Below are 23,771 nucleotides of genomic sequence, written 5' to 3'. Positions count from 1 at the left end.
CGTCACGACCTGAGCGGCGACCGTTTTTCTTACGCAGAGGCAGAGAGAGAGCACGACGACAGCCATGGCTGAGGCTCAGAACATTCCGGCGGGCTCCACGACTGCCGGTTCGATCGCGGTGGCCGCCGAGTCGACCGTCGCCACGCGCATGAGCGCGCCCCCGTCCTTCGACGTGGCGGACTTCCCCGTCCCGCACGGCCGCGAGGAGGAGTGGCGGTTCACGCCGCTGGAGCGGCTGCGCGGCCTGCACGACGGCACCGCCGTCGCGGTGGACGGCGGCGTCACGGTCGAGGTGACCGCTCCCGAGGGCGTCACCGTCGAGACCGTGGGCCGCGAGGACGCGCGGCTCGGCAGGGCCGGCACCCCGGTCGACCGGGTCGCCGCCCAGGCGTACTCCTCGTTCGAGAAGGCGTCCGTCGTCTCGGTGCCCAAGGAGACCGTGGTCGCCGAGCCGATCCGGATCGCCGTCCACGGCGAGGGCGGCACGGCCTACGGCCACCAGGTCATCGAGCTGGGGGCCTTCGCCGAGGCCGTCGTGGTCATCGACCACACCGGCGACGCGGTGCTCGCGGCCAACGTCGACTACCTGATCGGGGACGGCGCCAAGCTGACCGTCGTCTCCGTCCAGGACTGGGACGACAAGGCCGTCCACGTCGGCCAGCACAACGCGCTGGTCGGCCGCGACGCCTCGTTCAAGTCGATCGTCGTCACCTTCGGCGGCGATGTCGTACGGCTCCACCCGCGCGTGCAGTACGCGGGCCCCGGCGGCGAGGCCGAGCTGTTCGGCCTCTACTTCACCGACCAGGGCCAGCACCAGGAGCACCGCCTCCTGGTCGACCACAACGCCCCGCACTGCAAGTCGAACGCCGTCTACAAGGGCGCCCTCCAGGGCACCGACGCCCACGCCGTCTGGATCGGTGACGTCGTCATCCGCGTCCAGGCCGAGGGCACCGACACGTACGAGATGAACCGCAACCTGGTCCTCACGGACGGCGCGCGGGTCGACTCCGTACCGAACCTGGAGATCGAGACCGGCGAGATCGCCGGCGCCGGTCACGCCTCGGCCACCGGCCGCTTCGACGACGAGCAGCTCTTCTACCTGATGGCCCGCGGCATCCCGGAGACCGAGGCCCGCCGCCTCGTCGTCCGGGGGTTCTTCGCCGAGCTGGTCCAGCAGATCGGGCTGCCGGACGTCGAGGAGCGCCTGCTGGCCAAGATCGAGGCGGAGCTGGAGGCATCGGTCTGATGACCTTCGTCCGTGTCTGTGCGCTCGGCGAGCTGGAGGAGGACGCCCCGAAGCGGGTGGAACTCGACGGCACGCCGGTCGCCCTCGTCCGTACCGAGGGCGAGGTGTTCGCGATCAACGACATCTGCTCGCACGCGAACGTCTCCCTCTCGGAGGGCGAGGTGGAGGACTGCGCGATCGAGTGCTGGCTGCACGGGTCCCGCTTCGACCTCCGTACCGGCAAGCCGTCCGGTCTTCCCGCGACGCGCCCCGTCCCCGTATACCCCGTTCAGATCCAAGGGGACGATGTGCTCGTCTCCGTCACCCAGGAGTCCTGAGTCACCCATGGCAACGCTTGAAATCCACGACCTGCACGTCTCCGTCGAAGCGGAGAACGGCCCCCGCGAGATCCTCAAGGGCGTCGACCTGACCGTCAGGCAGGGCGAGACGCACGCCATCATGGGCCCCAACGGCTCCGGCAAGTCGACTCTCGCGTACTCCCTCGCCGGCCACCCCAAGTACACGATCACCGGGGGCACGGCCACGCTGGACGGCGAGGACCTGCTGGAGATGACCGCCGACGAGCGCGCCCGCGCCGGTCTCTTCCTCGCGATGCAGTACCCCGTCGAGGTCCCCGGCGTCTCGGTCTCCAACTTCCTGCGCACCTCGGCGACCGCCACCCGCGGCGAGGCCCCCAAGCTGCGTACCTGGGTGAAGGAGGTCCGGGAGACCATGGAGCGTCTCCAGATGGACCCCGCCTTCGCCGAGCGCAACGTGAACGAGGGCTTCTCCGGCGGTGAGAAGAAGCGCCACGAGATCCTCCAGCTCGAACTGCTCAAGCCCAAGATCGCGATCCTGGACGAGACCGACTCCGGCCTCGACGTGGACGCGCTGCGGGTCGTCTCCGAGGGCGTCAACCGCGTCCGGGAGACCGGCGAGGTCGGCACCCTGCTGATCACGCACTACACGCGGATTCTCCGCTACATCAAGCCCGACTTCGTGCATGTCTTCGCGCAGGGCCGGATCGCCGAGTCCGGCGGTGCGGAGCTGGCCGACAAGCTGGAGAACGAGGGTTACGAGGCATACGCGAAGGGCGGCCCCGTGAGCGGAGTGAACCCGAAGGAGACTGTCGCGTGACACAGTTGCCGGGCCTTCTCGACACCGAGGCGATCCGTAAGGACTTCCCGATCCTGGACCGGGTGATCCATGACGGCAAGAAGCTCGTGTACCTGGACTCCGCTGCCACCTCGCAGAAGCCGCGGCAGGTGCTCGACGCGCTGAGCCAGTACTACGAGCAGCACAACGCGAATGTCCACCGCGGCGTGTACACCATCGCCGAGGAGGCCACGGCGCTGTACGAAGGCGCTCGCGACAAGGTCGCCGCCTTCATCAACGCACCCAGCCGCGACGAGGTGATCTTCACCAAGAACGCCTCCGAGTCGCTGAACCTCGTGGCCAACATGCTCGGCTGGGCCGACGAGCCCTACCGGGTCGACCACGAGACCGAGATCGTCATCACGGAGATGGAGCACCACTCCAACATCGTGCCGTGGCAGCTCCTCGCGCAGCGCACCGGCGCGAAGCTGAAGTGGTTCGGGATCACCGACGAGGGCCGTCTCGACCTGTCGAACCTCAACGAGGTCATCACGGAGAAGACGAAGATCGTCTCCTTCGTGCTGGTCTCCAACATCCTGGGCACCCAGAACCCGGTCGAGGCGATCGTCCGCCGCGCCCAGGAGGTCGGCGCGCTGGTCTGCGTCGACGCCTCGCAGGCGGCGCCGCACCAGGTGCTGGACGTCCAGGCGCTCCAGGCCGACTTCGTGGCCTTCACGGGCCACAAGATGGTCGGACCGACCGGCATCGGTGTGCTCTGGGGCCGGCAGGAGCTGCTGGAGGACCTGCCTCCGTTCCTCGGCGGCGGCGAGATGATCGAGACCGTGTCGATGCACTCGTCCACGTACGCTCCCGCGCCGCACAAGTTCGAGGCGGGTACGCCCCCGATCGCCCAGGCCGTCGGCCTCGGCGCGGCCGTGGACTACCTCGCCGCGATCGGCATGGACAAGATCGCCGCGCATGAGCACGCGATCACGGAGTACGCGGTCAAGCGGCTGCTGGAAGTCCCTGACCTGCGGATCATCGGCCCGACCACGGCCGAGGACCGCGGGGCCACGATCTCCTTCACGCTCGGTGACATCCACCCGCACGACGTGGGTCAGGTCCTGGACGAGGAGGGCATCGCCGTCCGGGTCGGCCACCACTGCGCGCGGCCGGTCTGCCTGCGGTACGGAATTCCCGCGACGACGCGAGCGTCTTTCTATCTGTACTCCACTCCGGCCGAGGTCGACGCTCTGGTCGAGGGGCTGGAGCACGTCCGTAACTTCTTCGGATGAGGACTAGAAGGGCTGGCTGTCCGTGAAGCTGGATTCGATGTACCAGGACGTCATCCTGGACCACTACAAGCACCCCCACGGGCGCGGTCTGCGGGACGGCGACGCCGAGGTGCACCACACCAATCCGACGTGCGGCGACGAGATCACGCTGCGGGTGCGGTACGAGGGCTCGCTGATCGCGGACGTCTCGTACGAGGGGCAGGGCTGCTCGATCAGCCAGGCCAGCGCGTCCGTGCTCAACGATCTCCTGGTGGGCAAGGAGCTGGCCGAGGCGCGGAAGATCCAGGGAGCCTTCCTGGAGCTGATGCAGTCCAAGGGCCAGTTGGAGCCGGACGACGCGATGGAGGAGCTGCTGGAGGACGCGGTCGCGTTCTCGGGCGTCTCGAAGTACCCCGCCCGCGTGAAGTGCGCCCTGCTGAGCTGGATGGCGTGGAAGGACGCGACGACCCAGGCCCTGGGCGACAGCGCGACGAAGGAGACGGCATGAGCGAGAACGAGACCCTGACGACGAAGCCCGCCTCCGAGGAGGAGGTCCGCGAGGCCCTCTACGACGTGGTCGACCCCGAACTGGGCATCGATGTCGTCAACCTCGGGCTGATCTACGGCATCCACATCGACGACGCGAACATCGCCACCCTGGACATGACACTGACGTCGGCGGCCTGCCCGCTGACCGATGTGATCGAGGACCAGGCGAAGGCGGCGACGGACGGCATCGTCAACGAGCTGAAGATCAACTGGGTCTGGATGCCCCCGTGGGGCCCGGACAAGATCACGGACGACGGCCGCGAGCAGTTGCGCGCGCTGGGCTTCAACGTCTGAGCGTTCCGCACCACCGGCGCCGTCCCATCGGCGCTTCCGAAAGGCCCCACGACCGGCGACCGGTCGAGGGGCCTTTCGCGTCCGCTGCCAGGGCGCCTGGACGCCTGCCCGTAGGGCGGGGCGTGGGCGGCGGTACGGACGGGGTCAGGCCGCCGGAGTGTCGAACCGCGGCCGTTCCTGGAGCAGTGCGCTCAGATCGTGACCCGGACGGATCTCCGACGGCCGCTCGCCCCGTTGGAAGAGCACGGCTCCGGCCTCGATACCGCCGAGGGTGAGCCGGTCGCCCTCCCGGCGCAGCCAGGTGCCCTCGCGCAGCCCGACCACGGGTACGTCGTTCTCCTCCAGGAACTGCTCCAGCCGCTCGGCCCGGGTCTCACCCATGTGGGCGGTGTCGGGACCGGCGTCCAGGTAATGGGGGTTGATCTGGAACGGCAGCAGGCCCAGCGCCTCGAAGGACGGCGGCTGGACGATGGGCATGTCGTTGGTGGTACGCACGGTCGGGCAGGCCATGTTGGTGCCCGCGCTCGACCCCATGTAGATCCCGCCGGCGCCGATCCGTTCGCGGATCGCCCGGATCAGATCACGTTCGTGCAGCGCCTTGAGCAGCCGGAAGCTGTTGCCGCCGCCGACGAACACCGCCTCAGCGCCACGTACCGCTTCCGCCGGGTCGGACGCCGTGTGGGCGCCGGTCACCTCCACGCCCAGGGGCGCGAGGGCCTCGGCGACGCGCGCGGTGTAACCGGCGTGGTCGGCGAGGGCGTACGGCACGAAGACCAGCCGGCGCGCGCCGTCGAGCAGGGTGCGGATCTCCTCCCGCGCGTGTTCGAGGTAACCGCGTCCGGGGGCTGTGGAGTTCGAGAGCAGCAGCAACCGCATGGTGGCCTTTCCTGGTGGATCGGGGTTCGGGGATCCCCGTACCCCGTTGGGAGTCGTCGGGGATGGCGGGCCGGGTGTCGGACGGTCAGGTGTCGGATGGTCAGGGGTCGGGCGGGCCTGGTGCCGGGCCCGCGCCCGGCCCGTCGGCTCAGCGGGCGCCGGACGCGCCGCCGCGCCGTGGCCGCACGGGTGTCAGCAGCCGGCCCAGGTCCGCCGCGCACTGGAGCAGGGGTGCGACCAGTTCCGGCTCACGGGCGCGGAACACGTCGAGGGGAGCCGCCAGGGACAGGGTGCCCACCGCACGTCTGCCCACCATCACCGGGGCGGCGAGCGCCGCGGTTTCCGGATCGTACTCGCCCTCGGAGTACGCGTAACCCTTGCGCCGCACCTCGGCGAAGAGCTCCTCCAGCCGTACGGGATCGGTCAGCGTACGGTCGCTGAACCGGGCCATGGGGCGACCGTACAACAGCGCCGCCCGGTCGCCCGGCGGGAGCATACCGAAGTAGGCGCGGGAGGTGGCCCCGGCATGCGCCGGGTACAGCTCGCCCGCCAGTCCGTAGATGCGCAGGGGGCCCGTCGCCCCGTCCACCGCGGTGACGCAGCGCATGTGCACCCCGTCGGGCACCGCGAACAGCGCGCCGACCCCCACCGACTCGGCCACCGCGCGCAACGGGGGGCGCACCAGACTGGCCAGTCCGCCGTCCCGCTCCCACACCCGGGCGAGGTGCCACACCGCCGGGCCGAGCCGGTAGCGGCGTGAGCGCTTGTCGGAGACCAGGAACCCGCGGTAGGCCAGCGCGGCCAGCAGCCGCTGGGCCACGGATTTGTCGAGGCCGAACTCCGCCGCGACCTCGGTGACGCCCCACTCGGAGTGCTCGCGGTCGAAGGAGAGCAGGAGGCTGAGGACGCGGTCCGCGGTCTGGAGGGGCGGGGTTTCGGTTTCCGGCGTTCTTTCCGTCATGGCTGAAGCGTAAACAATCCCGGATATCGAGAAACCATTGCGCTCCGCGTGCCATGAGGAAGATTCTGAGCCGCGTCGGCGTGAAACCAACGCGACCGGAAGCTGTCGAGTCGTCGAAGTTCGAGGTTCGAAGCTCGAAGCTCGAAGCTCGAAGTTCGAACTTCGAAGTGATGGGTGGTTCTCCCTCCCGGCAGCCGCCTGTCGCGTGGAACTCCCTGCATCAGGCCGCCGCACCTGCCTGAACACCGTTGAGAGGTCCCCCTTGCTGAAGCACGTCCTTGAGATCATCGAACTCCTCGACCGCCCCCAGACCAGTGGGGAACTGCTCGCCGAGCATCTGCGGGCCGTCCAGGTCGCGGCGGGCGCCGACGCGACGACGGCGCCGCGGATCGAGGTACGCACGGTCGAGGGCGACCAGGGCAGCACGGACTTCGTCTCCGTGACCGTCCCGGGCCGTAACGGACGGCTCGCCGGCGGTGACGCGCCGACCCTCGGTGTGCTCGGCCGGCTCGGCGGAGTGGGCGCCAGGCCGGAGCGCGTCGGGCTGGTCTCCGACGCCGACGGCGCCGTCGCGGCCCTGTCGGCCGCGGCGAAGCTGCTGGACATGCATGCCCGCGGCGATGTCCTCGACGGCGATGTGATGATTTCCACTCATGTGTGCGGATGGGCCCCGACTCGTCCGCACGACCCGGTACCGTTCATGGACTCCCCGGTCGACACGCTGGTGTGCAACCGCGAAGAGATCTCACCCGAGATGGACGCGGTGGTGTCCATCGACACCACCAAGGGCAACCGCCTGCTCAGCCACCGCGGGATCGCACTGTCGCCGACCATTCTCCAGGGCTGGATCCTGCGGGTCAGTGAGGACCTGCTGTCGGTCCTGGAGACCGTGACGGGCGAGCAGGCGCGGGTCCTGCCCGTCACCACGCAGGACATCACCCCGTACGGCAACGGGGTGCACCACATCAATTCCATCCTCCAGCCCGCCGTCGCCACCGACGCCCCGGTCGTCGGCCTCGCGATCACCGCGGCCACGGCGGTGGCCGGCTGCGGCACCGGAGCCAGCCATGAGACCGACATCGCGGCCGCCGCCCGGTTCGCGATCGAGACCGCCAAGGAGTTCGGCCGCGGAGCCGCCCGGTTCCACGACGCCGACGAGTTCGCGCGGCTCGTGGAGCTGTACGGACCGATGACCCGGTTGCAGGCGCTCGCCCCGGCGCAGTGACCCGGAGCCTGTCCGGGCGGGCCACCGCCCGGACAGCGCTCGACCTCGCCGCTTTTCCCCGTCACCCTGCCCGCCGGGCCGTCCCCACCCTGGAGTCCCCTTGAACCCGAGAGCTTCGACCGCCGCGCCGGCCACGGTGGCGCCGACGGAAAAGCACCCCAGAGCCTTCGAACCGATCACCCTCGTCATCACCGTCGCGATGTCGGTCCTCGGCGCCCTGATCGGCATCGTGCTGATCACCTCGCTCGGTATCTCGCCCAACACGGCGGTGATCGGCGCCCTGATCGCGATGATGATCGGCCGTATCCCGCTCGGCGCACTGATCCGGATGCGTTCGCAGCACCGGCAGAACCTGGTGCAGTCGGCGATCTCCGGCGCCACGTTCGCCGCCGCGAACTCACTGCTGACCCCCATCGCCGTGCCCTTCGCGCTGGGCCGTACCGACCTGGTGTGGCCCATGCTGGGCGGCGCCGCCATCGGGCTGGCCGTCGACAGTTGGGTGCTGTACCGGGTCTTCGACTCCAAGCTCCTGCCGGCCACCAACTCCTGGCCCGCGGGCATCGCGGCGGCGGAGACCATCAAGGCCGGGGACAGCGGCGGGCGCAAGGCCACCGTGCTCGGGGTGAGCGCGGTGGTCGGCCTGGTCGGCGCCCTGTTCAAGCTCCCCACCAGCGCCGCCGGTGTCGGCTTCCTGGGCAATATCTGGGCGCTGCTGATGTTCGGCCTCGGGCTGACCGTCGCCCAGTACGCCCCCGGCATCCTCCATGTCGACCTCACCGCCGACCGGGTGCCGCACGGCCTGATGATCGGTGCCGGGCTGGTGGCCCTGGTCCAGGCGCTGCTGCTGATGAGGGGCGGCAAGGGCCGATCCCGTACCGACAGCTCGAAGCGCGGAGCCCGGCAGGTTCAGGGCGGCGGCGTGGCGGCCGGCGCGGACGCCGACGCGGTCGTGGTCGCCGGCTCCGACGCCGACTCCGGCTCCGGCGCGGTCGTGGTCGCCGACGCGGTCGCCGAGCACGGAACCACGGTCGGGACCGCACGGCTCCGCCGTGGACTGCTGGAAGGCATGGTGCTCTTCCTCTGCGGTGCGGTCGTGGTCGCGATCACGGGCGGGATAGTGGCCGGGATGTCCCTGCCCGCCCTCATCGGCTGGGTGGCGCTGGCCGGTGCCGCCGCCCTCGTACACCAGCTCATCGTGGGTCTGGCGGCGATGCACTCCGGCTGGTTCCCCGCCTTCGCCGTCACCCTGATCGTGCTGATCGTCGGCCTGGTCCTGCACATTCCCACCGTGCCGCTCGCCCTGCTGGTCGGCTACACCGCCTCCACCGGCCCCGCCTTCGCCGACCTCGGCTACGACTTCAAGGCCGGCTGGCTGCTGCGCAAGGACGCCGCCCCGTGGCTCCCCTTCGAGCTGGACGGACGGCGCCAGCAGTATCTGGCCCAGCTCGTCGGCTTCGGCGTCGCGCTCGTCGTGGTCGCCGTCGCCTGGAAGTCGTTCTTCGCTGACGGCCGAATACCGCCGGTCTCCGAGGTCTACGTCACCACCATCAAGACGGGCCTCGACCCCGACACCGTACGGACCATGCTGCTGTGGGCCATCCCGGGAGCGCTGATCCAGTTCATCGGCGGTTCGTCCCGGCAGATGGGTGTCCTGCTGGCCACCGGGTTGCTCGTGGCCACGCCCAACGCCGGATGGATGGTGCTCGGGGCGCTGGTCGTCCGCCGGGGCTACACGCTGTGGCGCCGCCGTGGTCTGACCGATCGCGCCGCGCGCAAGGAGTCCGACGAGCAGGCCGAGAACGATCTGTCCCTGGTCGGTGCCGGGTTGGTGGCGGGCAGCTCGCTGAACGACGTGGGTCAGCTCACCAAGGTCATGTGATCTGGGAGGGCCCCCTCTCCGCGGCACCCTTCACTCCTCCCCCTCCTCCCGCCCCTCCCATCCCTCCCACTCCTCCCCGAAGGATCGACTCATGGACGTCCCGGACAGCGTCGAGAATCCGCTGGGCCCACCCGCTCTCGGACTGGTCACCATCGGCCAGGCCCCGCGCACCGATCTGCGCCCGGACGCCGAACCGCTGTTGCCGGGCGTACGTCTGGTCGAACACGGCGCGCTCGACGACGACCGGTTCGACGGCGAGGCGGGGCAGGAGACCCGCCGGGCCCTGGCCCCGGAGCCCGGCGAGGCGCCGCTGGTCTCCCGGTTGCGGGACGGCGGCTCCGTGGTCCTCGGGCACGCGGCACTGATCCCCCGTATGGAGGAGGCCGTCGCCCGCGCGGAGCGCGACGGCGCCGCGGCGACCCTGCTGCTGTGCACCGGCCGCTTCCCCTCCGTACGGGCGACCCGGCCGCTGCTGTTCGCCGAGCCGCTGGTGCAGCGGGCCGTCGCGGCCGTCGTCGGCACCGATCCGGTGGGGATCGTCTGCCCCCACCCCGACCAGGCCGAGGACGTGGCCCGGCGCTTCTCCGAGGTCCTGCCGGGCCGTGTCCTGGCGGCCGGCGCCAATCCGTACGCACCGCGCGAACGTGCCCTGCACGAGGTCGCCGAGGCCGCGCGGGAGCTCGCGGACGGCGGCAGCGCGTGGCTCGTCCTGGACTGCATCGGCTACACCGAGGAGATGCGCCGGGCCGCCGCGCGCGCCGCGGACCGGCCGGTTCTGCTGGCCCGGGCCCTCGCGGTACGGCTGGCCGGTGAGGTGGTGACCGCGTTCGGCCGGCAGCAGGCATGACCACCTGACCAGCGGAAAGGAAGGATCTCTCATGACACGCGTCGCTCCGCCCGAACCGTCGTCGCCCGTCGGCCTGGTCCGTGTCCTCACCAGCGGCGACCCCGCGCTGGTCACCGCCCACGGGCGGATCCTGGAACAGCACTTCGGCTACCCGACCCTCTCCCGCTGCATCCCGGACCAGCCGCACGGCATCCATGACGAGGAGACCGAACGTCTCGCCGAGCCCAAGATCGTGTCCCTGGCCCGGGAACTGGCCGACGAGGGCGCCGGCACCGTGATCATCAGTTGCGCCGCGGACCCGGCGCTCGCCCGGACGCGCGCGGCCGTGGGGGTGCCGGTGATCGGCGCGGGTTCCGCGGCGGCCGCCGTGGCGCTCGGTCTGGGCACCCGGGTCGGCGTGCTGGGCATCACCGACGAAGCGCCGCCCGGCGTCCGGGCCGTCCTCGGCCCGCACTTCCTCGGTGCCGTACGCCCGCGCGATGTGCACCGTACGACCGACCTTCTCGCACCGCACGGCCCGGCGGCCGTTCTGGCTGCGGCCACCGAGCTGGTCGAGGCGGGCGCGGACACCCTGCTGCTGGCCTGCACGGGGCTGACCACGATCGGGATCCGTCCGCTGCTGGAGGACCGGCTGTCGGTGCCCGCGGTGGACGCGGTGCTCGCCGCGGGCCTGATGGCCTCGTACGCCCGGATCCGCTGACGATCCGACCATCCGGCCATCCGGCCATCCGGCCATCCGCCGATCCGACCAGCCGCCGAGCCGCCGATCCGCGTTGCGTACGGCCGTACGCAACGATGTGTACACTCGTACGCATGGGATACGGACTGCTGGCCGTGGCGATCGCGGCAGAGGTGGGCGCGACGACCGCCATGAAGTACAGCGAGGGCTTCACCCGGCTGTGGCCCTCGGTGCTGACCGTGGCGGGGTACCTCCTGGCCTTCGCCTTCCTCTCCCAGACGCTCAAGACGCTCTCCGTCGGCACCGCGTACGCGATCTGGGCCGGGGCAGGCACGGCGGCCGTCGCCACCATCGGGATGATCTTCCTGAACGAGTCCGCGGACCTGCTCAAGCTGCTGGGGATCGCCCTGGTGATCGCGGGCGTCGTCGTGCTCAATCTCGGAGGGGCCCACTGATGTCGCGCCGTTACGACCCCGAGCGCCGCCAGCGCATCATCGACGCCGCGCTGCGGGTGGTCGGACGCGCCGGGATCGCCGGGCTGAGCCACCGCACCGTCGCCGCCGAGGCCGATGTGCCGCTCGGCTCGACCACGTACCACTTCGCCTCGCTGGACGAACTGCTGATCGCCGCGCTCCGGCAGGCCAACGAGGGGTTCGCGGACGCCGTACGGAAGAGCGGCGCGCTCGCCGACCCCGCGTGCGACATCGCCGCCGAGCTGGCCCGGCTCACCGGGGAATGGCTGGCGGGGGACCGTACCGGCGTGGAACTGGAGTACGAGCTGTACCTCGCGGCCCTGCGCCGGCCCGCGCTGCGCCCGGTCGCCGCGGAGTGGTGCGGCGCGCTCGCCGAGCCGCTCGCGGCGCGCATCGACCCCGTCACCGCACGGGCGCTGGTCGCGCTGCTCGACGGGATCTGCCTCCAGGTGCTGCTGACCGACGGGGTGTACGACGAGGAGTACGCGCGTCAGGCGCTGGCGCGGCTGATTCCGGGAGCCGTAGGTTGACAGGATGAGCGATCCGTCCCCGGGGCCCGAGATCACCTACGCCGAGTGCCGGCAGTGCGGCACCCTCATCGCGGGACTCGACGGCCGCTACAGCTGCGGGGTCTGCGGCTGGGTCAACCACCACTCCGAGGGGCACGGTCCGCTGCCGAGCGCGGAGGACGACGTCGACCACAGAGCGGGCGGATCCCAGGACAACCGGCTGAGCTGAGCGCTGAGCTGAGCGGTGACCGCGGGTGGCGGGGCCGCGCGCCCGGCACCTGAGACCGGTTGGCCCGGGCGGCGTCGAAAACGTTAGGTTCTGACCATGACCGACACGTCTTCCCAAGGTTCCCCCCGTTCCTCGCGTGCCACGGGCGCCGTCGCCGCCGGCCTCGCCACCGTCACGGCGGACGGCACCGTCCTCGACACCTGGTTCCCCGCCCCCGCGCTCTCCGCCGAGCCCGGCCCGGCCGGCACCGAGCGGCTCTCCGCCGAGCGCGCCGTGGAACTGCTCGGCGACGGCGCGGCGAAAGCGATCGGGGCCGACACCCGCCGCGGGGTCGAGACCGTCGCGGTCCGTACGGTCATCGCCTCCCTCGACGACAAGCCGCTGGACACCCACGACGTCTACCTGCGGCTGCACCTCCTCAGCCACCGGCTGGTCCGGCCGCACGGCCAGAACCTGGACGGCATCTTCGGCCTGCTCGCCAACGTCGCCTGGACCTCGCTCGGCCCGGTCGCCGTGGACGCGCTGGAGACCGTACGGCTCAACGCCCGCGCCGAGGGGCTGCACCTCCAGGTGACCTCGGTCGACAAGTTCCCGAGGATGACGGACTACGTGGCGCCGGGCGGCGTCCGGATCGCCGACGCCGACCGGGTACGCCTGGGCGCGCACCTCGCCGAGGGCACGACCGTCATGCACGAGGGCTTCGTCAACTTCAACGCGGGCACCCTCGGCACCTCCATGGTCGAGGGCCGGATCTCCGCGGGCGTCGTCGTCGGCAACGGCTCCGACATCGGCGGCGGCGCCTCCACCATGGGCACGCTCTCCGGAGGCGGCAAGGAGCGCATCGTCATCGGCGAGCGCTGCCTGGTCGGCGCGGAGGCGGGCGTCGGGATCGCGCTCGGCGACGAGTGCGTCGTGGAGGCCGGGCTGTACGTCACGGCCGGCACCCGCATCACGCTGCCGGACGGCCAGATCGTCAAGGCGCGCGAGCTGTCCGGCGCGAGCAACATCCTCTTCCGCCGCAACTCGGTCAGCGGCGCCGTCGAGGCCCGCCCGAACAACGCGGTCTGGGGCGGTCTCAACGACGTGCTCCACAGCCACAACTGATCCCTGGTCCCTGACCCCTGAACCACTGATCTCTGGTACCTGAACCACTGATCACGCCGCGGCGGCTGCCGCGAGCTCGCCGTACAGCCCCAGATACAGCCCCAGCAGCCCGTCGGCCGTCTCCCGGCCGGCGGGCCGCAGCGGTTCACGGACCGGTCCGCCCGGCAGGCCGAGACGCCCGAGCAGCGCCTTCGCGGTGACCGTGCCCGGCAGCCCGGACGCCATCATCGCCTCGGTCAGCGGCAGCGTGCGCTGGTGCGCCCGCACGGACCCGGCGCGCTCGTCCGTACCGGCGTCGTACGCGTCCAGTACGGCGCGCAGCGGGCCGGGCGCGACATTGGCCACGGTACTGACGAAGCCCGCGCCGCCGACCGCGTACAGCGGGAGGTTCAGCTCCTCGCAGCCGGAGTAGTACGCGAGCGAGGTGCGGGCGATCACCTTCGAGCTGCCCGCCAGGTCGTACGCGCAGTCCTTCACGGCGACGACGCGCGGGTGCGCGGCGAGCCGGATCATCGTCGCCGGCTCGATCCGGGTGCCGGTGCGCGCGGGGATGTCGTACAGCATCAGCGGGACGCGCGCCGTGTCCGCGATCCGCAGGAAGTGCGCCTCGACGTCCGCCTGCGGAGGGCGGCTGTAGTACGGCGTCACCACCAGCAGGCCGTGCGCTCCCGCGTGTTCGGCCGCGCGCGCCAGCGCGAGGGTGTGGCGGGTGTCCGCGCTGCCGACGCCCGCGACGATGTGCGCCCGGTCGCCGACCTCCGCGCACACCGCCTCGACCAGAGCGGTCTTCTCGGCGTCCGTCGTGGTGGGGGACTCCCCGGAGGTTCCGTTCAGGACGAGCCCGTCGCATCCCCCGTCCACGAGGTGCCGGGCGAGCGTGCGCGCGCCGGCCTCGTCCAGCTCCCCGGAGGCGGTGAAGGGGGTGACCATGGCGCACAGGGCCCGTCCGAAGGGGCGGCGTGAAGTCGTCATGCCGGGAGTCTCCGACGCCGGACTGTGAAGGTCTACTTAGATCTGCTTCGGGTGAGCGCGAAGCAATGCTGAAGAATCCGATGGTGGCGGCAGGTCTGGCATGATCGGCGAAGGTCCCTGGTTCCTGCCGGCAGCTTGGGCAAGGGGCCGAACGGGGGAAGGGGGATCGCGTGGTGCGCACACGTCGCACGGCGGGGGCGGGCCGTCGGCGCGGTCATGGGGGTCGTGACGATCACACCGACGCGCCGCGGTCAACGGCCTTATCGCGTCAATGGTCAGCCGGACGCCGAGGTTCTGGCCAAGGATCGTGCACCACCCACGCCGAGGACGCCCCCGGGGCCCGCGGACGCCGCGGCATCGGTTCCTCCGGTGGGCCGGGCGTCACCGTCCGGGCAGCCGCCCGTGTCTCCTTCACCGCGCCCACCTGCCAGGACGCCTCCGCCGACGGCGCCACGGGGCGCCCGCGGTGTGAACAGGACGCCGTGGCCTGGTCTCGCACCCCCAGGCATCCGTATGAGTACGCGTGGGCGGAAGGGGGCCATATCGTACGGCTCAATGGCGAAGGCGCCCCCGGGGACAGCGTGCCGGAGGGTGCTTCGGGGTAGCAGGGGGCGGAGTGTCAGTGGGTGCTGATCCAATCAGGGACATGGAGGGCATGGAGAGCATGAACACCGAATACGCCGACCGGGGCGGGGCGGACCGGGGCGAACTCGACGCGCTGCGCGCGGCCTTCCCGCCGGAGCGGCGGCTGCCGCCGCTCGGCTGGGACGCGGTGCGGGCCTTCGAACAGGGACAGGGCATCGTCCTGCCCGAGCCGTACCGCACGCTGGTCGCGGAGATATGCGACGGCTGCACGGAGGGGCCCGCCGACATCGACGGGCTGATACCGGTGGCCGCGCTGCCCGAGGACTGGGGCTGCGACCAGACGCAGAGAGTCCTCGCGAAGCCGTTCCCCCTCACCGAGGCATGGGTGTGGGAGGACGACCCCCGGCCGTACGAGGAGATAGAGCCGCTCATCGACGAGGTCAGCAACCACGGCAGTGTGGTGCTGGGCACGGACGGCTGCGGCATGTACTGGCATCTCGTCGTCACCGGCGCGGAGCGTGGCCGGATATGGAACATCAGCGACGTCGGGGCGGCGCCGTTCGGGGCGGCCTTCGGTCACCCCGCGGCCGGGCCGGGCTTCGCCGGCTGGGTGGCGCACTGGGCCACCACACGGCGGCCGTGGTTCGACGTCGTGGTCTGACACCGGACAGAGGCAGGGGCGGGCTACGGGGATACGGGGTGAACGGGGACACGGGGAAACGGGGACAGGGAGCGCTGGGCGACGCCCCGGACAGGGGTTGACCTCAACCGCGCTTCATCTTTGAGCATGGTGATCGTGGGCGCGCCGCGGGGGTGTGCCGCGAGGAGGAATCACCATGCCCGTACGGCTGAGCACCCTTCCTGATTTCACGCGCCCCGGCGTGGGCGTCGTCATGGTCAGCACCTGGCGCGTCGGCACGCCCGAACGGCAACAGGCGACGGTCGAGGCCATCACCCGCGTCTGGCGGAGCAGACCGTGGCCGGCCGGCGGGCTGCTCTCGTACTCCGTCCTCACCGGGAACGACGGGGAGACGCTGCTCCACTACTCGCAGTGGCGCGACCGGGCCGCGCACCAGGCGTTCGCCGCCACCGGCCGGGACGAGCGCGTCGCGGAGATCGACGCCGCCGTGCCCGGGATCGAGCGCGTGGGGCTGCGCCCGTACACCCTCTACCGCGGCGAAGGGCCGACGGCGCCGGGCGACGGGCCGGTGCCCGGCTGCTTCGTGGCCGTGGACGTGGAGTTCGAAGGCCCCGACCCCGCGCGGCTGCGCAGTTGGGTGGACACCGTCTTCGAGGCGATCGGGACCGACCCGCACCTGGCGCCGGGCGGGATCTCCGCGTACTTCCACGCCGCCACGGACGGGACCCGGGTCCTCAACCTCGCCGGGTGGGAGAGCGAACAGGCCCATGTCGACGCCCTCGCGGCACCCGGCCAGGGCATCGGGTCGGACACGGAGCAGTGGCGGGCGGTCCGCGCGCACCCGGGGGTGAAGGGCAGCACCGTCACCCGCTGCACGCCCGCGATCAGCCTCTTCCCCGCGGGCGGTGCCACGGGCTGACGAGGTCCGGCCAAGGCAGGCGCTGGGGAGGGTGGTTGTCGGGTACATGAACCGGGTGGGAAGGGTCCAAAAGCGTCTACGCTGGGGAACCCTCCGGCCGTCCCCACCCCACAAGGAGACCCACCAGATGCCCGCAGACCACCCCACCCTGCCGCCGGTACGGCTGCTCTCGGACGCCGAACTGGCCCGGGACGCGCTCGCCGCGCCGCTGCTCGCCCGGGCCGTGCGCCTCGCCCGCTGGGCGGGCCCGGAGACCCGGGTGAGCGCCGGGGGCGAGCTGGTCGACGAGCAACTGCCCGCCGCGGCGGAACAGCTCGGCCTCGGCGACGAGACGTCGGAGGGTGACGGCGAGGCGTACGCGAGCGAGGCGTGGCGCGTCGCGGTCGACACGGGGCTGGTGGACGTCGAGGAACCCGACGAGGCCGCCGACGGCGCGGAGGAGCACACCGGAAGCGTCACGGCGGGCGACCAGCTCGCCCTGGTCACGTCCGGCTCCCCCCAGGACATCCTCTCCCTCTGGCTGGACGCCCTGGACGTCGCCTTCGCGGACGCCACCGTGCCCGTGCTCGACGATCTCGCTGCGGCCATCGACGACGACGGCGAGATCGACTTCGAGTCGCTGGACTGGGACCCCGAGGAGGAGGCGGAATTCCTCGAAGGCGTCCTCGGCAACCTCTATCTGCTCACCGTCGCCGAAGGCGGCGGCACGGACATCTCCGTACCGCTGCCCGTCCTCGCCGCGTCGATGATCGTCCCCGACGACATGGGCGAGCCCACCGACGACATCCTGGAGCAGGTGTCCGAGGCGATGATGCGGCTGGACGAGCAGTTCCGGGTGCTGGAGCCGGTCGGGCTCGTCTCGTACGTACCGGTGGACGAGGCCCTGATGGCGGAGGACGCCGACCCGGAGCCGCCGGTGGGTGAGGACGACGTCTCGCGGTACGGCATGGTCCGGCTGACGCCGCTCGGGCTCTACGGGATCAGGTCCCGGATGCTGGAGGCGGGCGTCACCGCGCCCGTCGTCGGCGAACTCGCCGACAAGGACGCCCACGCGCTCCTCGACGGTATCGCGCACTTCCCCGAGCCCGCCGCCCGTGCCGAGACGGAGCAGTGGCTCGCCGGCCGGGTGCCCCTCGACGCCGTACGCGAACTCCTCGCCGCCGCACGGGGCCGGGACAGCGGCGCACCGCTGCGCCGCCTCCAGTGCCAGCAGGCGCTCTCCCTCGTCGGCGCGGAGGCCGAAGCAGCGGTACGCGAGGTCCTGGACGACGCGGAACTGGGCGGCCTGGCGCGGGTCTGGCTCGCTGAGCTGGGCGCCAAGGACGTACCGCCGCCGCCCGAGTCGATGATCTTCTGGCTGGCCGTCGACACGATCGCCGCGCAACTCGACGCGGAGGGCGAGCCGGACGAACTCCAGGAGCTGGTGGAGGGGCTGGTGGGGCAGCACAGCGGATTCTTCGAGGCGGCGTGGCGGGTGGACCACCCGGCGACGGCGGACGTCCTGGAGGCGATGGGCCGGCTGCACCGGGACCGGGCCGTGTCGAAGGACGCGCGCAAGGCGGCCTTCAAGGCGCGTTCGCGCGGCGGCAACTGAGGGGCCGCGGGGGGCTCTGACGGGCGGTGGGCTCTGACGGGCGGTGGCGACAACCCGCCCCCTCGCACCGGGCACCCCTCACACCGGGCCCCCACACCGCACCCCCGACCACCGCGCCCTTACCGGAGGTACGACGCTCCGTTCAGGTCCAGGACGGCCCCCGACGACCACTGGGCCCCCGGCGACGCCAGCCAGCGCACCGCCTCCGCGACCTCGTCCGCGGAGGCCACCCGGCCGAACGGGCTCTGGGTGCGGATCTTCTCGCCCTCCTCGCCCGAGAGCCGGGACGCCACCCGCTCCGTTTCGAAGAAGCCCGGCGCCACCGACGCGACGCCGATGCCGTACGGGGCCAGGGAGACCGCGAGGGACTGCCCCAGGGCGTGCACCGCGGCCTTCGTGGCCCCGTACGCGGGGTGGTCCGGTTCGCCGCGGAAGGCGCCCCGGGAGCCGATGTTGACGATCCGGCCGGGCACGGCGCGGGTGATCATGCCGTGCGCGGCGCGGTGGCTGAGCAGCGCCGTCGCCATGAGGTTGACGGAGAGGTGGTGCTGCCAGGCGGTCGTCCACTCCTCGTAGCCCGTCGTGGGCAGGGGATGGGCCGTGTTCACGGCCGCGTTGTTGACGAGGACGTCGATCCCACCGAGCCCCTCCGCCGCCTCGTCGGCGACGCGGGCCACCTCCGCCGGGTCGGAGAGATCGCCGCCGATCAGCACATGGCCCGTGCCGGGGAGTGACTCCAGGGTGCGGCGGGCGTCGTCGGAGCGGCTGCCGTAGTGGACGGCGACCCGGTCGCCCTGGGCGGCGAAGGCATGGCAGACGGCGCGGCCGAGGCCGCGCGACGCGCCGCTGACGAGCACACCGCGGCCGGTGGCCGGGAGCTGTCCGGTGGCCGGAAGCCGGCCGGTGGGCTCTCCTGCGGGCTTTCCCCCGTGCTTTCCGGCGGGGAGATTCATGGTGTGGCGCCTCTCGACGTCGGACGGTGTTCAGCCGCCGTTCAGGCACGCGCGGCAGCCTGGGGAGCGTACCTCCGCACCCCCGCACCTCCCCGTCTCCGCCCGGTACCTCCGCTCCCGCCGTACCCGCCCCGGTCCCTCCTTCCGCCCCCAGGAGCCTCCATGCCGCTGACCCGCAGGGAATTCACCGGAAGATCGGCGCTCACCGGCGCCGGACTCGTCCTCACCGGCGCCACGGGGGCGCTCGCGACCGCGCCCGGCGCGCTCGCCGCCGACGACGGCCCCGACATCGCGTCGGGGCCCGCCCCCGAGCCGGGGTACGGCCCCCTCGTGGCCGATCCGCGCGGCGTGCTCGCGCTGCCGGCCGGGTTCACGTACCGGGTCATCACCCACAGCGGGGTGACCCGTCTGGAGACCGGCGAGTACACGCCGTCGAACCACGACGGCACCGCGACGTTCGAGGGCAGCCGCGGGGTCACCCTGCTCGTCAACAACCACGAGCTGAAGGGCCCCAGGTCCGACTGGCCCCACCCCGTGCCGCTCACCGAGGGCCTGGTCTACGACCCCGCCGCGGCCGGCGGCTGCACGGTCGTGGAGACCCGCCCCGACGGCCGGACCGCCGAGTGGGTCGGCATCGCCGGTACGTCGACCAACTGCGCGGGCGGACGCACCCCTTGGGGCACCTGGCTGACCTGCGAGGAGAACACCGACCGCGCGGGCGAGAACGGGATGACCAAGGACCACGGCTACGTCTTCGAGGTCGACCCGTACGACCGGCGCGCCAACCGTGATCCGCGGCCCGTCAAGGCGCTCGGCCGGTACGACCACGAGGCCGTCGTCATCGACCCCCGCACCGGGTACGCGTATCTGACCGAGGACGCCTCGGGCCCCAACGGCCTCTTCTACCGCTGGATCCCGCCGCACGGCTTCAAGCACGGACGCGGCCAGTTCGCCCGGCTCGCCGACGACGCGGGCGCGCTCCAGGCGCCGCGCTGCTTCGACGCGGGCGGCTCGTTCGTCGACGACCTGTCGCGCGCCACCCGGATCGGCACGGTCTACGGCGTCGACTGGGTGGACGTCCCCGAACGGGACGCGCGGACCGTCGAGGTACGGGAGCAGTTCGGCGCCGGGGACGTCACCCGGGCCAGGAAACTGGAGGGCATGTGGTGGGGGGACGGCGGCGCGTACATCGTCTCCTCGTACGCCCGCGACGAGAGCCCCGGCACCCCGCACGACGGCCAGGTGTGGTTCTACCACCCCCGGCGGCGCACGCTCACCCTCAAGGTGCTGCTCGGCGTCAACCCCGATCCCACGAAGGACGGTTCCTTCGACGGGCCCGACAACATCACCGTCTCGCCGTACGGCGGGCTGGTCATCGCGGAGGACGGCGAGGGGCTCCAGCACCTCTTCGGCGCGACGGAGCGCGGACGTACGTACCCCATCGCGCGCAACGACCTCAACGACAGCGAGTTCACGGGGGTCGTGTTCTCGCCCGACGGCCGCACGCTTTTCGCCAATATCCAGGAACCGGGCATCATGCTGGCCGTCACCGGCCCGTGGCGGCGCTCGCCGCGCCGCTGACGCCGCCGGATCAGGGGCTGTTGTAGGCCCGTACCGTCGCCTTGCCGGTACGGGCGTACCAGCCGGCGCCGTCCGCGGCCAGCCCGCGGATGTCCCGCACCTCCCAGGTACGCAGCGGCTCGCCCGTGGTGAGCCGCAGCGCCGTGCAGCGCTCGCCGGTCGCCGCGTACACCGTGCCGCCCGCCACGGCGGGCGGCAGCCTGGCCACGCCGCTCACCGCCCGCCGCCAGTGCTCCTCGCCGGTGGCGGGGTCCAGGGCCTGGAGCGTGCCGGGGCCCGCCCAGTGCAGGACGAGCCCGCCCGCCGTCACCGGCGCCCGTGCACCGCCCGCCCGGGCCGGCCAGCCGGCCTCCAGACCGAGGGAGGCGCGGTCCCACAGGGGTTCTCCGGTCGTGGCGCTGAAGGCGTGCAGCCGGCCCGAGGTGAAGAGCAGCCCGGTGGTACCGGCGTGGCCGAGCGCCGTCGTACCGGGCGTCACGGTGTACGCGCGCGGCCCGAGGGCGGCGCGCTCCCCGGTGCGTACGTCGACGAGGTGCAGCCGCCCCCGGCCCGCGCTGTCGGTGGCGAGCAGGGCGAAGCGGCCGGCGCCGGGCAGCGCGGCGAGCGCCGCCGGATCGTCGTCCCCGAGCCCGGCGTACGTCCAGCGCGCCCGGCCCGAGGCGCCCTCCAGGCACCGCGCGCCCGAGCCGAGGGCGGGGGCGAGCAGCAGGGCGTCGCCGAGGACGGCCGGGGGCCGCGGGCTCTCGTCGCGGGACCAGAGCGCCTCGCCGGTGCGCGCGTCGACGGCGCGCAGCGCCTTCTCGCCCGTACGCGGCTCGTAGGCGAGGACCAGCGCCGGCCCCGCCACGGCGAACCAGCGTGCGGACAGGGTGTCGTCCACCGCGCCGTGCGCCGTGCCCGAGAGGAGATCGACGGCGGGCATCCCCACCTCGCCCGCCAGCAGCGTCCGCCCGGTGACGCCCCACAGGGCGGGCGCTGCGCCGCCCGTGGACCGCTCCCAGCGGGGGCTCGCGTCGGCCGTGGCGCGGGCGTGGACGCTGCCGAAGGTGGCGCCGGGCCCGCGCGCCAGATGCAGCACCACCGTGGACCCGGCGACCAGCAGGCCGTCGATGTCCGCCCCGTCGCCCAGCAGCGCGTCGACGGTGAGGGTCCAGCGCAGCCCGCCGGGCGCGCTCGTGGCGGCCGGTGACCCCTTCTTGAGGCTGAGCTGCGCGCTCTTGTCCGGCGGGTCCGCCGGGCCGGGATCGGGGCCGGTGTCGCGCAGGAAGGCGGCGACGCACACGGCCGCGAAGCCGCCGCCCGCCACCAGCAGCGCGCTCCGGCGCGCCAGGCGCCCCACCTGCCGCAGGCGCTCGGCGTACGCGGGCGACGGCGGGAGCGGGGGCGCCAACGGCGAGGGCAGGGGAGCGGTCGCCTTCACCGTCCCCGGGGGCGTCAGCACCGCCGTACGCACCCTCGGCGGTGCGGCCGGCTCCGTAACCGATGTAACCGACGTACCCGATGTAATCGATGTACCGGGCGTACCGGCCGTCCCGGCCGCGCCCGCCTCGGCGAGCAGGCTCCGTAGCGGCTCCTCGCGCCACCACAGCGGTGCCCCGGGGTCCGCCGTGCGCTCCAGGACCGCCGGGACGGAGGGGCGGCGCGCGGGGTCCTTGCGCAGGCACGCGGCGACCAGCCCGCGCAGCGCCTCCGGCACCCGGGTCAGCTCCGGCTCCTCGTGGACCGCTCGGTAGAGCAGGATCGCCGCCGTACCGTCCCCGAAGGGCTCCCGGCCCGTGGCCGCGAACGTGAGCACCGCGCCCAGCGCGAAGAGGTCCGCCGCCGCGGTGACAGGACCGTCGCCGGTGATCTGCTCCGGGGCGATGAACCCCGGCGTACCGACGAGATCGCCCGCCGCCGTCAGCCCGTCGCCGCTGACGGCCCGCGCGATCCCGAAGTCGATGACCCGCGGCCCGTCCGTGGTGACCATGACATTGGACGGTTTGAGGTCACGGTGCACCAGCCCCGCGCCGTGGATGCTCGTCAGCGCCTCGGCGAGCGCCGCGCCCAGGGCCCGTACGACGGGGACGGCGAGCGGCCCCGACGCGGCGACGGCCCGGCGCAGCGTGATCCCCGGCAGATAGGCGGTGGCCAGCCAGGGCACGGCGGACTCGGGGTCGGCGTCCAGCACCGCAGCCGTGTGCGCCCCCGTCACGGCGCGCGCGGCGGCCGTCTCGCGCCGGAAGCGCTCCCGGAAGCGCGGGTCCGCCGCGAGATGGGCGTGCACGGTCTTGACGGCGACGAGCCGGCCCCCGTCCGTACGGCCCAGATAGACCCGGCCCATCCCGCCGGCGCCGAGCCGGCCGAGCAGCCGTACGGTGCCGAACCGCTCGGGGTCGTCCGGGAGCAGGGGCTCGGGTCTCATGACGCCTCCGCACGCGCGTCGCCGTCAGCGGTCTCAGGGGCCTCAGTGGTCGCGGCGGTCGCGGCGGTCGCGGCGGCCTCGGGCAGCGGGAAGGCGGACAGCGTGCCGTTCGCGGCGAGATGGAGCACACCGGCGCCGGCCACCGCGCGCACGCCCCGGTCGGCGTCGTCGAGCGGCGCCGCCCAGACCAGGGCGCCGGTGGCCGCGTCGAGCCCGTGCACGCCCCAGGCGCCGGGCGCCGTCCCGGACGTACGGGATCCGGGTTCGGGTCCGCGGACGTACACGAGACCACCGGCCACCAGCGGCGGGGCGCCGTCCCCGAGCCCGGTCAGGTCAGGGCGGGACCAGCGGGTGTCGCCCGTCTCCGCGTCCAGCGCGCTGATCCCTGCCTGGTCCGCGAGGTACACGGCGCCCGCGGTCGCGGTGGGGGTGACGGCCGGGGTGTCGTCCAGCTCGGACTCCCCGTCGACCGCGCGGTGCCAGTCCGTACGGCGCGGGGCCAGCTCGACGCGGCTCACCTCGCCGCCCGAGGCGTAGTAGCGCACACCGGTGGAGCCGGGGTGCGCCTCGGGGTGGCGGGAGCCGCCGGGGATCTCCCGTTCGACGGTGCCGTCCCGGGCGCGCAGCACGTACAGCGTCTCCGTCGCGGGGTCCGCCTTCGGATCGTAGGAGCCGGGGGTCCCCGTGGACGCCGCGACGGCGACCCGGCCGCCCGCCTGGTGGACGCCGGCCACCCCGGCCTCCGTGCCCTCGTGGAACCAGAGCGGTGCCCCGTCACGGGCGTCGTAGCCGTACGCGCGCCAGCGGACGCCTTTGGCGACCCGCCGGGCCCACGCCGTCTCGTACGGCGCGAAGGTGACCAGGCACAGGACGTCCCGGGAGGCGGCGAGGAGGGACGACGTGC

The 23,771-nt window shown here is 72.7% G+C and carries 24 protein-coding genes; 18 read left to right on the top strand and 6 right to left on the bottom strand.

From position 1 onward, the window contains the following. Nucleotides 1–64: 64 nt before the first annotated feature. Genes sufD through ACIO3P_RS37200 form a run of 6 tightly spaced genes read left to right on the top strand, consistent with a single transcriptional unit; the run spans nucleotide 65 to nucleotide 4,437 of the window. Complete coding sequence (gene sufD, locus ACIO3P_RS37225; protein ID WP_329826169.1) at nucleotides 65–1,246, top strand: Fe-S cluster assembly protein SufD; 1,182 nt, start codon at nucleotides 65–67, stop codon at nucleotides 1,244–1,246. Beyond that, nucleotides 1,246–1,563 carry a non-heme iron oxygenase ferredoxin subunit gene (locus ACIO3P_RS37220; protein WP_329826170.1) on the top strand — a complete coding sequence of 106 codons (318 nt, stop codon included), beginning with the start codon at nucleotides 1,246–1,248 and terminating at the stop codon, nucleotides 1,561–1,563. The genes sufD and ACIO3P_RS37220 overlap by 1 nt, the downstream gene beginning before the upstream one ends. 7 nt (nucleotides 1,564–1,570) lie before the next feature. After that, a complete protein-coding gene (gene sufC / locus ACIO3P_RS37215) occupies nucleotides 1,571–2,362 on the top strand; it encodes a Fe-S cluster assembly ATPase SufC (protein ID WP_329826171.1) in 792 nt (263 codons plus the stop codon). Further along, on the top strand, nucleotides 2,359–3,615 hold the full coding sequence (locus ACIO3P_RS37210; RefSeq protein ID WP_329826172.1) for a cysteine desulfurase: 1,257 nt from the start codon (nucleotides 2,359–2,361) through the stop codon (nucleotides 3,613–3,615). Before sufC ends, ACIO3P_RS37210 begins: the two co-directional genes overlap by 4 nt. A gap of 22 nt (nucleotides 3,616–3,637) precedes the next feature. After that, nucleotides 3,638–4,102, top strand: a complete 465-nt coding sequence (sufU, locus tag ACIO3P_RS37205; RefSeq protein WP_329826173.1) for a Fe-S cluster assembly sulfur transfer protein SufU — start codon at nucleotides 3,638–3,640, stop codon at nucleotides 4,100–4,102. Then, nucleotides 4,099–4,437 carry a metal-sulfur cluster assembly factor gene (locus ACIO3P_RS37200; protein ID WP_329826174.1) on the top strand — a complete coding sequence of 113 codons (339 nt, stop codon included), beginning with the start codon at nucleotides 4,099–4,101 and terminating at the stop codon, nucleotides 4,435–4,437. Before sufU ends, ACIO3P_RS37200 begins: the two co-directional genes overlap by 4 nt. A 144-nt stretch (nucleotides 4,438–4,581) precedes the next feature. On the opposite strand, the gene pepE is transcribed toward ACIO3P_RS37200, so the two are convergent. Together pepE and ACIO3P_RS37190 are read right to left on the bottom strand one after the other, a co-directional pair. Next, nucleotides 4,582–5,313 (bottom strand): dipeptidase PepE, encoded by a 732-nt coding sequence (gene pepE / locus ACIO3P_RS37195; RefSeq protein WP_329826175.1) that lies wholly within the window; start codon nucleotides 5,311–5,313, stop codon nucleotides 4,582–4,584. Nucleotides 5,314–5,461: 148 nt separating this feature from the next. Further along, nucleotides 5,462–6,274 carry an IclR family transcriptional regulator gene (locus ACIO3P_RS37190; RefSeq protein WP_329826176.1) on the bottom strand — a complete coding sequence of 271 codons (813 nt, stop codon included), beginning with the start codon at nucleotides 6,272–6,274 and terminating at the stop codon, nucleotides 5,462–5,464. A gap of 262 nt (nucleotides 6,275–6,536) precedes the next feature. Here ACIO3P_RS37190 and ACIO3P_RS37185 point away from each other — a divergent pair, with 262 nt between their 5' ends. The 8 genes from ACIO3P_RS37185 (at nucleotide 6,537) to dapD (ending at nucleotide 13,219) form a co-directional block, all read left to right on the top strand. Next, nucleotides 6,537–7,499 carry a DUF1177 domain-containing protein gene (locus ACIO3P_RS37185; protein ID WP_329826177.1) on the top strand — a complete coding sequence of 321 codons (963 nt, stop codon included), beginning with the start codon at nucleotides 6,537–6,539 and terminating at the stop codon, nucleotides 7,497–7,499. 100 nt (nucleotides 7,500–7,599) lie between these two features. After that, nucleotides 7,600–9,378: an OPT family oligopeptide transporter gene (locus ACIO3P_RS37180; protein ID WP_401850286.1), complete on the top strand. Its 1,779-nt coding sequence runs from the start codon at nucleotides 7,600–7,602 to the stop codon at nucleotides 9,376–9,378. Nucleotides 9,379–9,469: 91 nt separating this feature from the next. Then, the gene (locus ACIO3P_RS37175) at nucleotides 9,470–10,225 is read left to right on the top strand and encodes an AroM family protein (protein WP_401787839.1); all 756 of its coding nucleotides are present in this window, start codon (nucleotides 9,470–9,472) and stop codon (nucleotides 10,223–10,225) included. A 31-nt stretch (nucleotides 10,226–10,256) separates the two neighbouring features. Next, the gene (locus ACIO3P_RS37170) at nucleotides 10,257–10,925 is read left to right on the top strand and encodes an aspartate/glutamate racemase family protein (protein ID WP_401850284.1); all 669 of its coding nucleotides are present in this window, start codon (nucleotides 10,257–10,259) and stop codon (nucleotides 10,923–10,925) included. Between the two features lie 113 nt (nucleotides 10,926–11,038). Beyond that, nucleotides 11,039–11,359: a DMT family transporter gene (locus tag ACIO3P_RS37165; protein ID WP_401850282.1), complete on the top strand. Its 321-nt coding sequence runs from the start codon at nucleotides 11,039–11,041 to the stop codon at nucleotides 11,357–11,359. Beyond that, the gene (locus ACIO3P_RS37160; RefSeq protein WP_329826181.1) at nucleotides 11,359–11,907 is read left to right on the top strand and encodes a TetR family transcriptional regulator; all 549 of its coding nucleotides are present in this window, start codon (nucleotides 11,359–11,361) and stop codon (nucleotides 11,905–11,907) included. The genes ACIO3P_RS37165 and ACIO3P_RS37160 overlap by 1 nt, the downstream gene beginning before the upstream one ends. 4 nt (nucleotides 11,908–11,911) lie before the next feature. Next, entirely contained in the window at nucleotides 11,912–12,115 is a 204-nt protein-coding gene (locus ACIO3P_RS37155) for a hypothetical protein (protein WP_329826182.1), read from the top strand. A 96-nt stretch (nucleotides 12,116–12,211) separates the two neighbouring features. Next, on the top strand, nucleotides 12,212–13,219 hold the full coding sequence (gene dapD, locus ACIO3P_RS37150) for a 2,3,4,5-tetrahydropyridine-2,6-dicarboxylate N-succinyltransferase (protein ID WP_329826183.1): 1,008 nt from the start codon (nucleotides 12,212–12,214) through the stop codon (nucleotides 13,217–13,219). Nucleotides 13,220–13,270: 51 nt separating this feature from the next. Here dapD and dapA read toward each other — a convergent pair whose 3' ends face one another. Then, nucleotides 13,271–14,191 (bottom strand): 4-hydroxy-tetrahydrodipicolinate synthase, encoded by a 921-nt coding sequence (gene dapA, locus ACIO3P_RS37145; RefSeq protein WP_401850281.1) that lies wholly within the window; start codon nucleotides 14,189–14,191, stop codon nucleotides 13,271–13,273. Between the two features lie 664 nt (nucleotides 14,192–14,855). On the opposite strand from dapA, the gene ACIO3P_RS37140 reads away from it, so the two are divergent. From ACIO3P_RS37140 to ACIO3P_RS37130, 3 genes are all read left to right on the top strand, one after another. After that, on the top strand, nucleotides 14,856–15,437 hold the full coding sequence (locus tag ACIO3P_RS37140) for an SMI1/KNR4 family protein (RefSeq protein ID WP_329826185.1): 582 nt from the start codon (nucleotides 14,856–14,858) through the stop codon (nucleotides 15,435–15,437). 175 nt (nucleotides 15,438–15,612) lie between these two features. After that, nucleotides 15,613–16,335, top strand: coding sequence for an antibiotic biosynthesis monooxygenase (locus ACIO3P_RS37135; protein ID WP_329826186.1), 723 nt, complete (start codon nucleotides 15,613–15,615; stop codon nucleotides 16,333–16,335). Between the two features lie 127 nt (nucleotides 16,336–16,462). Next, nucleotides 16,463–17,929 (top strand): hypothetical protein, encoded by a 1,467-nt coding sequence (locus ACIO3P_RS37130; RefSeq protein WP_401850280.1) that lies wholly within the window; start codon nucleotides 16,463–16,465, stop codon nucleotides 17,927–17,929. A 119-nt stretch (nucleotides 17,930–18,048) separates the two neighbouring features. On the opposite strand, the gene ACIO3P_RS37125 is transcribed toward ACIO3P_RS37130, so the two are convergent. After that, nucleotides 18,049–18,882 (bottom strand): SDR family oxidoreductase, encoded by an 834-nt coding sequence (locus ACIO3P_RS37125; protein ID WP_329826188.1) that lies wholly within the window; start codon nucleotides 18,880–18,882, stop codon nucleotides 18,049–18,051. Between the two features lie 162 nt (nucleotides 18,883–19,044). Here ACIO3P_RS37125 and ACIO3P_RS37120 point away from each other — a divergent pair, with 162 nt between their 5' ends. Further along, on the top strand, nucleotides 19,045–20,463 hold the full coding sequence (locus ACIO3P_RS37120; protein WP_401850279.1) for an alkaline phosphatase PhoX: 1,419 nt from the start codon (nucleotides 19,045–19,047) through the stop codon (nucleotides 20,461–20,463). A gap of 10 nt (nucleotides 20,464–20,473) precedes the next feature. On the opposite strand, the gene ACIO3P_RS37115 is transcribed toward ACIO3P_RS37120, so the two are convergent. Together ACIO3P_RS37115 and ACIO3P_RS37110 are read right to left on the bottom strand one after the other, a co-directional pair. Continuing rightward, nucleotides 20,474–22,867, bottom strand: a complete 2,394-nt coding sequence (locus ACIO3P_RS37115) for a protein kinase (protein ID WP_401850278.1) — start codon at nucleotides 22,865–22,867, stop codon at nucleotides 20,474–20,476. Further along, complete coding sequence (locus ACIO3P_RS37110) at nucleotides 22,864–23,730, bottom strand: PQQ-binding-like beta-propeller repeat protein (RefSeq protein ID WP_401850830.1); 867 nt, start codon at nucleotides 23,728–23,730, stop codon at nucleotides 22,864–22,866. The genes ACIO3P_RS37115 and ACIO3P_RS37110 overlap by 4 nt, the downstream gene beginning before the upstream one ends. Between the last annotated feature and the right edge of the window lie 41 nt (nucleotides 23,731–23,771).

Source organism: Streptomyces sp. NPDC087310 (genome assembly GCF_044744405.1).
Classification (GTDB): domain Bacteria; phylum Actinomycetota; class Actinomycetes; order Streptomycetales; family Streptomycetaceae; genus Streptomyces.
This window is presented reverse-complemented; position numbering and strand designations above follow the sequence as displayed.

Coding starts and splice junctions, on each gene's coding strand:
- sufD (WP_329826169.1), top strand. CDS start 65: ATGGCTGAGGCTCAGAACATTCCGGCGGGCTCCACGACTGCCGGTTCG.
- ACIO3P_RS37220 (WP_329826170.1), top strand. CDS start 1,246: ATGACCTTCGTCCGTGTCTGTGCGCTCGGCGAGCTGGAGGAGGACGCC.
- sufC (WP_329826171.1), top strand. CDS start 1,571: ATGGCAACGCTTGAAATCCACGACCTGCACGTCTCCGTCGAAGCGGAG.
- ACIO3P_RS37200 (WP_329826174.1), top strand. CDS start 4,099: ATGAGCGAGAACGAGACCCTGACGACGAAGCCCGCCTCCGAGGAGGAG.
- pepE (WP_329826175.1), bottom strand. CDS start 5,313: ATGCGGTTGCTGCTGCTCTCGAACTCCACAGCCCCCGGACGCGGTTAC.
- ACIO3P_RS37190 (WP_329826176.1), bottom strand. CDS start 6,274: ATGACGGAAAGAACGCCGGAAACCGAAACCCCGCCCCTCCAGACCGCG.
- ACIO3P_RS37175 (WP_401787839.1), top strand. CDS start 9,470: ATGGACGTCCCGGACAGCGTCGAGAATCCGCTGGGCCCACCCGCTCTC.
- ACIO3P_RS37170 (WP_401850284.1), top strand. CDS start 10,257: ATGACACGCGTCGCTCCGCCCGAACCGTCGTCGCCCGTCGGCCTGGTC.
- ACIO3P_RS37165 (WP_401850282.1), top strand. CDS start 11,039: ATGGGATACGGACTGCTGGCCGTGGCGATCGCGGCAGAGGTGGGCGCG.
- ACIO3P_RS37160 (WP_329826181.1), top strand. CDS start 11,359: ATGTCGCGCCGTTACGACCCCGAGCGCCGCCAGCGCATCATCGACGCC.
- ACIO3P_RS37155 (WP_329826182.1), top strand. CDS start 11,912: ATGAGCGATCCGTCCCCGGGGCCCGAGATCACCTACGCCGAGTGCCGG.
- dapD (WP_329826183.1), top strand. CDS start 12,212: ATGACCGACACGTCTTCCCAAGGTTCCCCCCGTTCCTCGCGTGCCACG.
- dapA (WP_401850281.1), bottom strand. CDS start 14,191: ATGACGACTTCACGCCGCCCCTTCGGACGGGCCCTGTGCGCCATGGTC.
- ACIO3P_RS37140 (WP_329826185.1), top strand. CDS start 14,856: ATGAACACCGAATACGCCGACCGGGGCGGGGCGGACCGGGGCGAACTC.
- ACIO3P_RS37135 (WP_329826186.1), top strand. CDS start 15,613: ATGCCCGTACGGCTGAGCACCCTTCCTGATTTCACGCGCCCCGGCGTG.
- ACIO3P_RS37130 (WP_401850280.1), top strand. CDS start 16,463: ATGCCCGCAGACCACCCCACCCTGCCGCCGGTACGGCTGCTCTCGGAC.
- ACIO3P_RS37125 (WP_329826188.1), bottom strand. CDS start 18,882: ATGAATCTCCCCGCCGGAAAGCACGGGGGAAAGCCCGCAGGAGAGCCC.
- ACIO3P_RS37120 (WP_401850279.1), top strand. CDS start 19,045: ATGCCGCTGACCCGCAGGGAATTCACCGGAAGATCGGCGCTCACCGGC.
- ACIO3P_RS37115 (WP_401850278.1), bottom strand. CDS start 22,867: ATGAGACCCGAGCCCCTGCTCCCGGACGACCCCGAGCGGTTCGGCACC.